The organism is Streptomyces sp. NPDC033174, from assembly GCF_055577795.1.
The window spans coordinates 530,305-544,160 of sequence record NZ_JBVIPQ010000002.1; the positions used below are offsets into that span (position 1 = coordinate 530,305).

Below are 13,856 nucleotides of genomic sequence, written 5' to 3' on the forward strand. Positions count from 1 at the left end.
CCGCTGCCCAACCTCGCCCGAGGGGGACATTCCTTTGACCCTGTACGACCTTGTCGCGCCCGGTCTCGATACACACGGCGACCCGCGCTACCGCATCGCCGAGATCCGCGCGGCCGACCCGCTCGGCGCCGACGCCCTGCTCGCCGCGCTGCCCGGGATGAACCGTGACGCCGACGTCGCGGCGCTCACCGTCGCCCTGCGCGCGCTCGTGCCCGACCTCGACCGTGTCGCCGAGTGGAGCGTCGTCGACGCGCTCGCCGCCATGCGCGACCTCGGCATGCTGCTCGGCTCGCTCAAACGGCACGGCACCCAGCCTGTCGCCGCCGTCCCCGAAGTCCTGCCGGTCCTGGAGGAACTGGCCCGCCGCACCGACATGGTGCCCCGCGACACCGTGCACCACTACACCACCTGGAACCCGCCCGGCCGGCGCCAGCGGATGTACACCGGCCACCCCATGGAGGCCGACCTCCAGGAGGCGGTCCGGATGGTCTTCCCCGGTCTGGTCGCCGCCCTCGACACCTGCGGTGAGCTCGCCAGGCTGGAACCGTACGACCCGGGCTTCGCCCTCGCCCTGGACCGCACCGCCCACCACGTCCACTCGATGGTCGACTCGATCGACTTCACCGTCGCCCATGTCTCCCCGGTGTACTTCGCGCAGACCCTGCGCTCCTACTTCGAGGAGATAGACGTCGCGGGGCGCGACTACCTCGGCCCGGCCGCCGCGCAGGTGCCGCTCTGGCTCGTCGATCTGACGCTGTGGCAGTCCGACCGCTCCAACCCGGCCTACGACGCGTTCCTCGCCGAATCGGTCCAGTACAGCCTGCCGAGCTGGCGCGCCTTCCACGCCCGGCACGCGGGCGGAACCTCCGCCGTCTCCAAGCTCTCCGCCGCGATCAGCTGGGAGACCGTCCACCGGCTGCCCCCGCAACTGGCCGCTTCCGCCGCGTCGCTGGCCCGGGTGCTGCGCATCCTCAAGACCTTCCGGGCCCGTCACATCGGCATCGCCCGCAAGGCCTACAGCGACGACATACGCCTCTACGACGAGGGCAGCGGCGGCGCCCCCGTGGTCCTGCTGCGTTCGATACTCGACCTGACCCGGGACAACGAGACGCTGGTGCGCCGCTCCACGCCCCGGTCCGGCGCCGGCCCCACGGCCGCCTGAGGAGGAGACCATGCCCCCCCATGCCGCACACCGGCCCGGGCACATCGTCATCGCGGGCGGCGGCATCGCCGGGCTCACCGCCGCGCTCGCCCTCCACACCGCGGGCTTCGACCGCGTCACCGTCGTCGAGGCGGCCCGAGAGATCCAGCCGGTCGGCGCCGGGCTCAACATCATGCCCAACGCCGTCCGCGAACTGGACGCACTCGGTGTGCTCCCCCGTCTGGAGAGCCGCGCCGTGCGCACCCGCGAGCTGCGCTACTACCACCGCTCCGGCGCGCTCATCACCGGTGAACCGCGCGGGCTCGGCGCCGGCTACCGCTGGCCCCAGCTCTCGATCCACCGCGGCCGTCTCCAGGAGGTCCTGGCCGATGCCGTACGCGAACGGCTCGGCCCCGGCGCCCTGGTCACCGGCGTCCGGGTCATCGGCCTGGAGATACTCCCCGACGGCCGCCCCCGCATCCAGCTGGAGCACCGCGACGGCGAGCTGCGCGGCCGCGCCTCTCTCGAACCGGACCTCCTGATCGGGGCCGACGGCATCCGCTCGGCGGTCCGCGCCGCCCTCAACCCCGGCGAGGGCGCCCCGCCGTGGAACGGCATGCTGGTGTGGCGCGGCACCTCCCGGATGTCGGCCGGCAGCGCCGGCTCAGCCATGATCATCGCGGGGGACGACCGCCAGAAGGCCGTCGTCTACCCGATGACGGAGCCGGCCGGCGCCCACGGGGAGGTGCTGGTCAACTGGGCCCTGGCGATGCCGTCGGAATCGGTGGACGACGCGTCGCGGCTCGCCCGGCTCTCGCGGGGCGACTGGAACCGGCCGGTGCCGGTGGAGCGGTTCCTGCACCACTACGAGGGCTGGGAGTTCGGCGGCGTCAGCGTCCCCGACACCCTGAGGGCAGCCGACGGAGCGTTCGAGTACCCGATGGTCGACCGTGAACCCCTCGACCGCTGGACCCACGGCCGTGCGACCCTGATCGGTGACGCGGCCCACGCCATGTATCCCATCGGCTCCAACGGCGCCACCCAGTCCATCGTCGACGGCCGCGCCCTCGCCCACGCCCTGGCCGTGCACCGCGACCCGGCGGCGGCCCTCGCGGCGTACGAGGCGGACCGCAGGCCCGCCATGACCGCGCTCCAGCGCGCAAACCGGCGGCTCGGCCCCGAGGTCGTCATCAATCTGGCGCATCAGCGGGCACCGAAGGGGTTCACCGACATCCACGAGGTGATTCCGCGGCGGGAACTGGAGGAGATCGCCGCCCGGTACGCGGCGGCCGGCGCGTTCGACCCGGCCGCCGTCAACGAGGGTTCGCCCTACGACGTGCCGGTGGGGGCGCTTTCCTGACTGCGCCGCCCCGCCCCCGTGCGCCGTGGTCGCGCGGGGCCGGGTGCCCTACGGTCTTCGGGGACACGGTCGGACGCACAGCGTGGTGTGTCCGCCCCGATCCGTACCTCCCCTGCGAAGGTGGAACACGTGAAGGCAATCCGTCGATTCACTGTGCGCCCCGTCCTCCCCGACACCCTTCGACCACTCAGCGACCTGGCCCGCAATCTGCGCTGGTCCTGGCATGCCGAGACCCGTGAGCTCTTCCACTCCGTCGACCCCGACGGCTGGCGGGCCGCCGACGGCGATCCCGTCCGGCTGCTCGGCTCCGTGCCCGCCGCACGGCTGGCAGAGCTGGCGGCGGACCAGGACTTCCTGGCGAAGCTGGCCGCCGCCTCCGCCGACCTCGACGACTATCTGCACCGCCCCCGCTGGTACCAGGAGCAGCTCGGCGAGCTCCCGGCCGGCATCGCCTACTTCTCGCCCGAATTCGGCGTCACCGCCGCTCTTCCGCAGTACTCCGGCGGCCTCGGCATCCTCGCCGGGGACCACCTCAAGGCCGCCAGCGACCTCGGTGTACCGCTCACCGGGGTCGGTCTGCTCTACCGCCACGGCTATTTCCGCCAGTCGCTCTCCCGCGAGGGCTGGCAACAGGAGCACTACCCCGTCCTGGACCCGAACGAGCTGCCGGTGACCCTCCTGAGGGAGGCGGACGGGACACCCGCGCGGGTCTCCCTCGCCCTGCCCGCCGGCCGCTCGCTGCACGCCCACATCTGGGTCGCGCAGGTCGGCCGTGTCCCGCTGCTGATGCTCGACTCGGACGTCGACGAGAACCAGCCCGGCGAGCGCGAGGTCACCGACCGGCTCTACGGCGGCGGCAGCGAGCACCGGCTGCTTCAGGAGATGCTCCTGGGCATCGGCGGCGTCCGGGCCGTGCGCATCCACAGCAGGCTCACCGGGCGGCCCGACCCCGAGGTCTTCCACACCAACGAGGGCCATGCCGGCTTCCTCGGGCTCGAACGCATCCGCGAACTCGCCGATCAGGGGGTCGATTTCGACGCGGCCCTGGAGGCGGTGCGGGCCGGGACCGTGTTCACCACTCACACCCCTGTTCCCGCCGGCATCGACCGGTTCGACCGCGACCTGATCGCCCGCCACTTCGGCGACGGCGGCGAACTGCCCGGCGTGGACGTCGAGCGGATCCTCGGCCTCGGCATGGAGACCTATCCGGGCGGCGAGCCGCGCCTGTTCAACATGGCCGTCATGGGACTGCGCCTGGCCCAGCGGGCCAACGGCGTCTCCACCCTCCACGGCGCCGTGAGCCGTCAGATGTTCGCCGGTCTGTGGCCCGGGTTCGACCCCGAGGAGGTCCCCATCACCTCCGTCACCAACGGAGTGCACGCCCCCACCTGGGTCGCCCCCGAGGTGACCCGGCTCGGCCCCGACCCCAGCAGTCAGGACCTCTGGGCACTGCGCCGCACCCTGCGCGAACAGCTGGTCACCGAGGTGCGTGAGAGACTGCGCGCCTCCTGGCGGCAGCGTGGCGCCCTCACCGCCGAGCTCGGCTGGATCGACGGGGTCCTCGACCCCGACGTCCTCACCATCGGCTTCGCCCGCCGGGTCCCCTCGTACAAGCGGCTCACCCTGATGCTGCGCGACCGGGACCGGCTGACGGAGATGCTGCTCCACCCGACCCGTCCGGTGCAGATCGTCGTCGCGGGCAAGGCCCATCCCGCGGACGACGGCGGCAAACGCCTGGTCCAGGAGCTGGTGCGGTTCGCGGACGATCCGCGGGTGCGCCACCGGATCGTCTTCCTGCCCGACTACGGCATGGCGATGGCGCGCAAGCTCTATCCCGGCTGCGACGTCTGGCTGAACAATCCGCTGAGGCCGCTGGAGGCCTGCGGCACGAGCGGGATGAAGGCCGCGCTCAACGGCTGCCTCAACCTCTCGGTGCTCGACGGCTGGTGGGACGAGTGGTTCGAGCCGGACTTCGGCTGGGCCATCCCGACCGCCGACGGCTCCCCGGACGAGGACCGCCGCGACGACGTGGAGGCGCACGCGCTCTACGAGCTGATCGAGGGCCGGGTCGCGCCCCGCTTCTACGACCGGAGCGCCTCGGGCGTCCCCGAGCGGTGGACCGAGATGGTCCGCAGGACGCTGGCCACGCTCGGCCCGAAGGTGCTCGCGGGACGGATGGTGCGTGAGTATGTGGAGCGGCTGTACGCGCCGGCCGCCCTCGCCCACCGGGCGCTCGACCAGGACCGGGCGCGGGAGCTCGCCGCCTGGAAGGCGAAGGTACGGGCCGCCTGGCCGCAGGTCGCGGTCGGCCATGTGGAGGCCGGCGAGGAGTGCGGAGTCGTCGAGCTGGGCGCCACCCTCGCGCTGCGGGTGCGCGTCGCGCTGGGCCCGCTCCAGCCGGAGGACGTGGAGGTCCAGGCGGTGGCCGGGCGGGTCGACACCGAGGACGCGATCGACGACGCCCGGACCTGCTCACTGAAACCGGCCGGGGGCGGTCCCGACATTGACGGCCGCTGGCTGTACGAGGGACCGCTGGCGCTGGACCGGACGGGCCCCTACGGCTGCACGGTACGGATCCTGCCGGCGCACCCGCTGCTCGCGACCGGCGCGGACCTCGGCCTGGTGGCGCTGCCCACCGAGGCGACGGGGGAGGGGGCCGGGGTACTGATGCGATGACCCGGACCGGTTGGTCCGTACCAGAGTCTTGACGTGTCCATGGGGTGCCCTTAGTTTCCACGTTCAACGCGGCGTTCACCGTGTCGCCCGTTGTTCATGTGGTTGAACGAAAGGGCACCCCCTTATGCGTAGCGGAATCAGAGCTCTGGTCCTGGCCGTGGCGGCAGCCCTGACCCTCACCCCCATGGCGGTCGCCGCACCCGAACCGGCCGCCGCCCCGGCGGTGTTCACCCATCCGGGCGTCCTGAACAGCCGCCCGCAGCTCGACTTCGTACGGGCGAAGGTGCAGGCGGGCGCACAGCCGTGGAAGGCGGCGTACGACCAGATGCTGGCGAGCAAGTACGCCTCGCTCAGCCGTACGCCGAGGCCCCGCGCGATCGTCGAGTGCGGCTCGTACTCCAACCCCAACCACGGCTGCACGGACGAGCGCGAGGACACTCTGGCCGCGTACACCCTCTCCCTGGCCTGGTACGTCACCCAGGACAGCCGGTACGCGAAGAAGGCGATCGAGATCATGGACGCCTGGTCGGCCGTGATCAGGGACCACACCAACTCCAACGCCCCGCTCCAGACGGGCTGGGCCGGTTCCTCGTGGCCGAGGGCCGCCGAGATCATCAGGTACACCTACAGCGGCTGGCCGAACGCCGGCCGCTTCGGGACGATGCTCCGCACGGTCTATCTGCCCGAGGTCGCGGGCGGCTCCCACTCCAACGGCAACTGGGAGCTGAGCATGACGGAGGCGGCGATCGGCATCGCGGTCTTCCTGGAGGACCGGGCGGCCTACGACAAGGCCGTGGCGAAGTTCCGCGGGCGCGTCCCCGCGTACATCTACCTGAACTCCGACGGATCGCTGCCCAGGACCGCTCCCGGCAGCGGACTCGACACCCGCGACGAGATCGTCCGTTACTGGCAGGGCCAGAGCACCTTCACCGACGGCCTGAGCCAGGAGACCTGCCGCGACCTCACCCACACCGGGTACGGCCTCTCCGCCATCTCCCACATCGCCGAGACCAGCCGTATCCAGGGTCAGGACCTCTACCCCGAGATCGCCGACCGGCTCCGGCACGCCCTCGGCCTCCAGGCCACCTACGAACTGGGCGAGCCCGTGCCGTCCTGGCTCTGCGGCGGCGCTCTGAAGGACCATCCGGGCCCGGTGACCGAGGTCGGCCTCAACGCCCTGCACCACCGCATGGGATACCCGATGTCCCGCACCCGGCGGCTCACCGAGCAGCAGCGGCCGGCCGGCTCCAACAACCTCTTCGTCGCCTGGGAGACGCTGACCCACGCGGGCAACCCCAACTGAACGCGCGGCCGCCCGGAGGGACGGGTCCCTCCGGGCGGCCGGTGTCACTCCCGCTGTCTCCCGGTTACGGGAAGGTCAGCTTGAAGTTGTTGATGTAGCCGGTGTCCTGCGCGGCCTTGTCCTGGACGCGGAGCTTCCAGGAGCCGTTGGCCACCTCGGAGGAGGCGTTGACCGTGTAGGTCGCCTGCACGTTGTCCGCCGAGTCGGAGGAGCTGAAGGGCTTCAGGTTGTAGACCGACCCGTCCGGGGCCACCAGGTCGACGACCAGGTCACCGCGCCAGGTGTGGACGATGTCCACGTCGACCTTGAGGGTCGAGGGGGCGTTGCCGGTGATGCCGGTGACGCTGACCGCCGAGGTGACCGCGGCGCCGTTGTCCGGGATGGAGACGTCGGCGGTGTTCTCGAAGACCTTGCCGGTGCCGGGGTCGCCGCCGGGGCGGGTACCCACGTTGATGGCGGCCCAGGCGTTCTCGACGGCCGTGACCTCGGGGCTGGTGGCGCCGTAGAGGGCCTTGGCCACGTCGACCGTGCCGGTGCGGGCACCCGCGTAGTTCGTGGTCGTACCGAACTTGGTGGTGAGCGCCTTGAACCAGATCAGCGCGGCCTTGTCCCGGCCGATGCCGGTGACCGGCAGACCGTCCGAGGTCGGGGAGTCGTAGTTCACGCCGTTGATGGTCTTGGCGCCGCTACCCTCGGAGAGCAGGTAGAACCAGTGGTTCGCCGGGCCCGAGGAGTAGTGGACGTCGACACCGCCGATGCCCGAGTACCAGGCGTCCTTGGACGAGCCGTCCTTGCTGGGCTTGTCCATGTAGCGCAGCGGGGTCCCGTTGCCGCGGATGTCGATCTTCTCGCCGACGAGGTAGTCGCCCTTGTCCTGGGCGTTGTTGGCGTAGAACTCGACGGCCGCCGCGAAGATGTCGGAGGTGGCCTCGTTGAGACCGCCGGACTCGCCGCTGTACTGGAGGCCCGCCGTGTTGGAGGTGACGCCGTGCGTCATCTCGTGCGCGGCCACGTCGATGGAGGTGAGCGGCTTGGTGTTGCCCGAGCCGTCGCCGTACGTCATGCAGAAGCAGCTGTCCTGCCAGAAGGCGTTGACGTACGCGTTGCCGTAGTGGACCCGCGAGTACGCGCCGACGCCGTCGCCCTTGATGCCGGTGCGGCCGTGCACGTTCTTGTAGTAGTCCCAGGTGAGCGCGGCACCGTAGTGCGCGTCGGCGCCGGCCGTCTCCTTGTTCTGCGGCGTGCCGTCGCCCCAGATGTCGTCCGCGCCGGAGAAGAGCGTTCCGGTGCCGGAGGAGCCGCCGTTGAGGTTGTACGTCTTGTGGTTGCCGCGGCCGGTGTCGGTCAGCGTGTACGAGGGCGCGGTGCCGAGGGTCACCTGGCCGCTGTACATGGTGTTGCCGGTGCCGGTCTCGACGCCCTGCCACTCGTAGAGCTTCTTGCCGCTCTTGGCGTCGGTGACGACGTGCAGCTCGTTGGGGGTGCCGTCGTGCTGGAGTCCGCCGACGACGGTCTCGTAGGCGAGGACGGGCTTGCCCTGGGCCATCCAGACGACCTTGCGCGGGGCGCGGTTGGCGTCCGCCGCCTTCGAGCCCTCCGCCTTGGCGGCGCTCAGCGCCTGCGACTTGGCGGCGGACGGCGCGATGGCCGCGGCGGTGTCCACGTTCGCCAGCCGCTCGCGGGAGGCCTTGGTGACGCTCGCGGTCTTCCCGGCCTTGGTGGCCTCGACGATCAGGTCACCGCCGAGTACGGGGAGTCCGGCGTAAGTGCGCTCGTAGCGGGTGTGCGTCGTCCCGTCACGGTCCTGGACGACGTCACGGACGACCAGCTTCTCCTGGGCTCCGAGGCCGAGCCTCTTGGCGGTGTCCGCCTTGGAGGCGTCGGCCGCGCGTATCAGCGCGGTGCGCTGGGCGGGAGAGAGGTCGGCGGGCAGCGCGCCCGGGTCGGCCTGGCCGGTGGCCTGGGCCTTCGGGGCGGCGGTACCGGCGTCACCGGCCGCCGTGGCGGAACCGGTCTGGACACCGACGGCGAGCATGGCCGCGGCGGCGATCAGAGCGCCCGTCGCTGTGGCGCGACGGCTTGGCGTGGATCTCACGCGAACTCCTTTTGCGAGGGGGGTACCGGCGGCTGGGTGGGCCGTCCGGGAGAGCAAACAGAGTGGTGGAGCGTGGAGCGGTGATGCGCAGAACCGGGGGAAGAGTGGCAGCAGTGACGGCCCGCTGTCAGGACCGCGTCAAAAACTTGGCCGGAAATCGTCCGGTGCCCGAAAGGCGATGTTCGTTAAGCGGACGTTTCGGCGATCATCACCGCGACGCCGTCCAGTGTTCGCCGAAGCCCGAATTCGAAGAGGGAATCGAGGTCGAGCTCGAAGTCGTCCTGTGTGAACAGGGTGTTGAGCAGCGGATACCCGCCCCCGCGGCGATCGCCTCGAACTGTGACTCGTTCCGTGCCATCCACGGAATCAAGGAGCTCGCCGAGGACGGCCTCGCGCCACGGCCGCTCCTCGGTGTTGCGGCCGGCCTCGTCCTCGGACTGCTCTTCGTCCGCCGCCAGGCCCGCCTGGCCCACCCCATGGTCGACCTCGCGCTGGTACGGCAGCGGGCGTACGGGGGAGCGGTCCTGGTGAACCTCCTGGCGATGGCGGCGACCGTCGGCTTCGCGGTCTTCTTCACCCAGTACCTCCAGTCGGTACTGGGCCAGAGCCCCTTCGAGGCGGCCCTGTGGAGCGTCGTGCCGTCGGTGGGCGTGATGGTCGCCGCCCCGCTCGGGGCGGCCCTCGCCGGGCGCGTCGACCCCGCGTACGTGATGTGCGGCGGCCTTCTCGTCTCGGCGGCGGGCTTCACCCTCCTGACCCGGGCCACCACCGCAACTCCCTTCTGGTTCATGCTCACCGCCTGCGCCGTCTACGCGGCCGGCCTCGTCTCCGCGATGACCCTCGCCAATGAACTCGCCCTCGGCACGGCCCCGCCCGAGCGCGCCGGATCGGCCGCCGCCGTCCTCGAATCCGGCCAGGAACTCGGTGGCGCCCTGGGCATGGCCGTGCTGGGTTCCATCGGCGCGGCGGTCTACGGTCACGCCATGCCGGACGCGGCGCCCGCCGCCGCCCGCGAGACCCTGGCAGGGGCGCTCGCCACGGTCCGGGGGGACGACGCCCTGCTGACCGCCGCCCGCGAGGCGTTCACGCGTGGCCTGACCTTCGCCGCGGGGGGCGCGGCCCCGACGATGGCGGCCGCGGCGGTCCTGTCCCTGTGGCTGCTGCGCGGCGCGCGCTCGTCCGCTTCCCCGGCGTCCCCGGAATCCGCGTGGCGGCGGAACCGGTGTGAGCCGGGGCCGGCCCGTGGAAGCAGCGGGACAGGCCGGCCCCGCGCCCGCCCCTCAGACCAGGCTCTCGCGCCACGCCCGGTGCAGTCCGGCGAACCTGCCCCGTCCGTCGATCAGTTCGGCGGGCGGCCCGTCCTCCACGACCCGGCCCGACTCCATTACCAGCACCCGGTCTGCGATCTCCACCGTGGAGAGACGGTGGGCGATCACCACCGCCGTGCGCCCGTGCAGGACGGTGTCCATCGCCCGCTGCACGGCACGCTCACCCGGAATGTCCAGCGAGCTCGTCGCCTCGTCCAGGATCAGGACCGCCGGGTCCGCCAGCAGAGCCCGTGCGAACGCGACCAACTGCCGCTGCCCCGCCGAGATCCGGCCACCCCGCTTGCGCACGTCCGTGTCGTAGCCGTCCGGCAGGCTGGTGATGAAGTCGTGCGCGCCGATCGCCTTCGCCGCCCGCTCGATCTCCTCGCGCGTCGCCTCGGGCCGTCCGATCGCGATGTTCTCGGCGACCGTCCCGGAGAACAGGAACGCCTCCTGGGTCACCATCACCACCCCGCGCCGCAGCTCCGGAACGGCCAGCTCGCGCAGGTCGACACCGTCCAGCAGCACCCGGCCCTCGGTCGGGTCGTAGAAGCGGGCCAGCAGCTTCGCCAGGGTCGACTTGCCGGCGCCCGTCGAGCCGACGACCGCCACCGTCTGGCCCGCCGGGATGGTCAGCCCGAACGACGGCAGCACCTCGCCGCCCGTCCGGTAGGCGAAACGCACGTCCTCGAAGATCACCTCCCGGCCCGGATTCCCGGCCCGGGGCGGCAGTCCGCGCGGCGACGGCGGCTCGGGGACGGACGGCGTCTGGGCCAGCAGTCCGGCGATCTTCTCCAGCGAGGCGGCCGCCGACTGGTAGGAGTTGAGGAACATCCCGAGCCGGTCGATGGGGTCGTACAACCGCCGCATGTACAGCACGGCCGCCGCCAGCACCCCCAGCGCCAGCGTCCCGCCCGCGACCCGGTACGCGCCCCACAGCACCATCCCGGCGACCGCCGTGTTCGCGACGAGCCGGGAGCCGACGACATAGCGGGCCATCTCGAGCAGCGCGTCGCCGTTGCTGCGCGCATGGCTCTCGTTGAGGGTCCGGAACTGCTCGTCGTTCAGCCGCTCCCGCCGGAACGCCCGTACCGGCCGGATCCCGTTCATCGTCTCCGCGAATTTCACGATCACGGCCGCGATCGCCGTGGACCGCACGGCGAAGACGACGGCCGCCCGCCGCCGGTACCTGCGCACCAGCAGATACAGCGGCCCGAACGACACCACCGCGACCGCGCCGATGCCGAGATCCAGCCACAGCAGCATCGCCGAGATGCAGACGAAGGCGAGGATGACGCCGATCAGCTCCTGGAGCCCCTCGGTGAGCAGCTCCCGCAGCGACTCGACGTCCGTGGTCGCGCGGGAGATCAGCCGGCCGGCCGTGTACCGCTCGTGGAAGTCCACGCTCAGCGCCTGCGCGTGACGGAAGATCCGGCCGCGCAGATCGAGCAGCACGTCCTGGTTGACCCGGGCGGAGGTGCGGATGAAGGCGTACTGGAAGAGCCCGCCGCCCAGCGCGCAGAGAAGGTACCCGGCCGCGACGGCGACCAGCGGCCCGTAGTCGTCGCGCCGCAGGGCGGGCACGCCCCGGTCGATGGCGTGCGCGACGAGCAGCGGGCCCGCTTGCACGGCGGCCTGCTGGAGGAGCAGCAGAAGGGCGGCGAGGGCCACGCGGACGCGGTGCGCGGCGAGGAGCGAGCGCAGGAGGGCGCCGGTGGCACCCTCGGGCGTGGGCAGGGCGTCCCGGTCGAACGGGTCGCCGCCCTCACTGCCGTCGGCCGGTCGGGGCTCGGTGCCGGGCCCACCGCGCTCGTCGCCGGTGAGCCGTTCCTCCGGGGAGCCGCCGGTGCGGTCAGCCGGCCTGTCCGAACCCGTCGTCGTGCTCGTCATCGCGTCCCGTCCTCCTCGGCGGCGAGGGCCGGAGCCCGCTCGTCCACCCTGTCGCCGGACCCGTCCCCGGCCTCCTGGTCGAGGGAGCCCGCTCCCGAGCCCGCTCCGGACATCAGCCAGGCGTACTCCGCGTTTCCCCGCAGCAGCTCCTGATGGGTGCCCACCGCCGCGATCCGGCCCTCCGACAGCAGCGCCACCCGGTCGGCGAGCATGACCGTGGACGGCCGGTGCGCCACGACCAGCGCGGTCGTGTCCCGCAACACCTGCCGCAGGGCCGCCTCCACCAGCGCCTCCGTATGCACGTCCAGCGCGGACAACGGGTCGTCCAGCACCAGGAACCTGGGCCTGCCGACGACGGCCCGGGCGAGCGCCAGCCGCTGCCGCTGGCCGCCCGAGAGACTGAGGCCCTGCTCACCCACCTGGGTGTCCGCACCCTGCGGCAGCGAGTCCACGAACCCCGCCTGGGCGACGTCCAGGGCGCGCCGCAGAGCGCCCGCGTCCGCGCCCCTGCCCGCGCTCCCGTCCGCCCGTTCCGCGCCCGGTCCCCTGTCCGGCCCCACGCCCATCAGGACGTTCTCCCCGACGCTCGCCGAGAAGAGGGTGGGTTCCTCGAAGGCCACCGAGACCAGCCCGCGCAGCCGCTCGCGGTCCATCGCCGCGATGTCCTCGCCGTCGAGCAGGATCCGGCCGCCGGTCACCTCGTGGAGCCGGGGGACGAGCGCCGTCAGCGTGGTCTTCCCGCATCCCGTCGCGCCGACCAGGGCCATCGTCTCGCCGGGCCGGATGTGCAGATCGACACGGGCGAGGACGGGCGGGCTGTCCTCGGGCGCGTCCGGGTACCGGAACTCCACGCCCTCGAACCGCACACCGTCGGAATGCGCCTTCCCGGCCCGCCCAGCGTCCCCGCCCGCCGCCGGCCGACCGGACGGCGTGGCCCCGGGCCCGGAACTCTCCTCCGGCTCGTCCATCACCTCGAAGAACCGCTCGGTCGCCGTCGCCGCCTCCTGGCTCATCGCCAGCAGGAACCCGATCGACTCGATCGGCCACCGCAGCGCCAGCGCCGTCGACAGGAACGCCACCAGTGTGCCCGCCGACAGCGCCCCGTCCGCGACCTGGAGCGTCCCGAGCACCAGCGCCGCGCCCACCGCCAGCTCCGGCACGGTCATGATGAGCGCCCAGATGCCCGCCAGCAGACGCGCCTTGCCCAGTTCCGTACCCCGCAGCCGCTGCGACAGCTCACGGAACGCGCGCGCCTGGCTGCGATGGCGGCCGAAGCCCTTGATGATCCGGATCCCGAGGACGCTCTCCTCGACGACCGTCGTCAGATCCCCGACCTGGTCCTGGGCGCGCCGCGCGACCAGCGCGTACTTCGTCTCGAAGAGCGAGCAGAGGACGACCAGCGGCACGACCGGCGCGAGCAGCACCAGCCCGAGCGTCCATTCCTGATCGAGCAGAATCGCACAACCGACCAGGATCGTGACCCCGTTGACCAGCAGAAAGGTCAGCGGAAACGCGAGGAACATCCGCACCAGCATCAGATCCGTCGTGCCGCGCGACAGCAACTGTCCCGACGGCCAGCGGTCGTGGAAGGCGATCGGGAGCCGCTGCAGATGGCGGTAGAGCCCGGCGCGCATCGACGCCTCGACCCCCGCCAGCGGCCGCGCCACCAGCCAGCGTCTTATCCCGAACAGCCCGGCCTCCGCGATGCCGAGCAGCAGTACGTACAGCGCCCCGAGCCAGACGCCGCCCGGGTTGCCGTCGGCGACCGGGCCGTCCACGAGCCACTTCAGTACGAGGGGGATGACCAGTCCGAGACAGGAGGCGACGACGGCGACGAGGGCGGCGAGGGACAGCCGCGCCCGCACGGGGCGTACGTACGGCCACAATCGCAGCAACGCACGCACGGTGGAACGGTCCTTGGCGGCTACACGTGGCTGACGCATCGAGCCGAGCCTACGGCTGCGCACCGACATCGATGACGAGGATTTCCGGCCGGGGCGCCTTCGGCCCCCGGTCGGCCGTACCGCCCCGTCGACGAGCGCGGGACCCCGGGCCGGCCCGCACCCGTCCCGGGCGGCCCCGGG

The 13,856-nt window shown here is 72.2% G+C and carries 7 protein-coding genes and 1 pseudogene; 5 read left to right on the forward strand and 3 right to left on the reverse strand.

The window, feature by feature from the left end:
- Positions 1-34 precede the first annotated feature (34 nt).
- The 4 genes from ACZ5VC_RS08720 (at position 35) to ACZ5VC_RS08735 (ending at position 6,480) form a co-directional block, all read left to right on the forward strand.
- Entirely contained in the window at positions 35-1,162 is a 1,128-nt protein-coding gene (locus ACZ5VC_RS08720) for a monodechloroaminopyrrolnitrin synthase PrnB family protein (protein WP_469119358.1), read from the forward strand.
- 10 nt (positions 1,163-1,172) lie between these two features.
- Positions 1,173-2,501, forward strand: a complete 1,329-nt coding sequence (locus tag ACZ5VC_RS08725; RefSeq protein ID WP_469119359.1) for an FAD-dependent monooxygenase — start codon at positions 1,173-1,175, stop codon at positions 2,499-2,501.
- A 129-nt stretch (positions 2,502-2,630) separates the two neighbouring features.
- Entirely contained in the window at positions 2,631-5,177 is a 2,547-nt protein-coding gene (gene glgP, locus ACZ5VC_RS08730; RefSeq protein ID WP_469119360.1) for an alpha-glucan family phosphorylase, read from the forward strand.
- Positions 5,178-5,301: 124 nt separating this feature from the next.
- Positions 5,302-6,480: an alginate lyase family protein gene (locus ACZ5VC_RS08735; protein WP_469119361.1), complete on the forward strand. Its 1,179-nt coding sequence runs from the start codon at positions 5,302-5,304 to the stop codon at positions 6,478-6,480.
- Positions 6,481-6,544: 64 nt separating this feature from the next.
- Here the strand turns inward: ACZ5VC_RS08735 and ACZ5VC_RS08740 are convergent, their stop codons facing one another.
- Positions 6,545-8,575 (reverse strand): M4 family metallopeptidase, encoded by a 2,031-nt coding sequence (locus ACZ5VC_RS08740; protein WP_469119362.1) that lies wholly within the window; start codon positions 8,573-8,575, stop codon positions 6,545-6,547.
- 542 nt (positions 8,576-9,117) lie between these two features.
- On the opposite strand from ACZ5VC_RS08740, the pseudogene ACZ5VC_RS08745 reads away from it, so the two are divergent.
- A pseudogene (locus tag ACZ5VC_RS08745) lies at positions 9,118-9,489 on the forward strand (MFS transporter); the annotation flags it as partial.
- Positions 9,490-9,855: 366 nt separating this feature from the next.
- Here the strand turns inward: ACZ5VC_RS08745 and ACZ5VC_RS08750 are convergent.
- Together ACZ5VC_RS08750 and ACZ5VC_RS08755 are read right to left on the reverse strand one after the other, a co-directional pair.
- A complete protein-coding gene (locus tag ACZ5VC_RS08750) occupies positions 9,856-11,772 on the reverse strand; it encodes an ABC transporter ATP-binding protein (protein WP_469119363.1) in 1,917 nt (638 codons plus the stop codon).
- Entirely contained in the window at positions 11,769-13,715 is a 1,947-nt protein-coding gene (locus tag ACZ5VC_RS08755) for an ABC transporter ATP-binding protein (protein ID WP_469119364.1), read from the reverse strand. The genes ACZ5VC_RS08750 and ACZ5VC_RS08755 overlap by 4 nt, the downstream gene beginning before the upstream one ends.
- Positions 13,716-13,856: the final 141 nt, after the last annotated feature.

Coding starts and splice junctions, on each gene's coding strand:
- ACZ5VC_RS08725 (WP_469119359.1), top strand. CDS start 1,173: ATGCCCCCCCATGCCGCACACCGGCCCGGGCACATCGTCATCGCGGGC.
- ACZ5VC_RS08735 (WP_469119361.1), top strand. CDS start 5,302: ATGCGTAGCGGAATCAGAGCTCTGGTCCTGGCCGTGGCGGCAGCCCTG.
- ACZ5VC_RS08750 (WP_469119363.1), bottom strand. CDS start 11,772: ATGACGAGCACGACGACGGGTTCGGACAGGCCGGCTGACCGCACCGGC.
- ACZ5VC_RS08755 (WP_469119364.1), bottom strand. CDS start 13,715: ATGCGTCAGCCACGTGTAGCCGCCAAGGACCGTTCCACCGTGCGTGCG.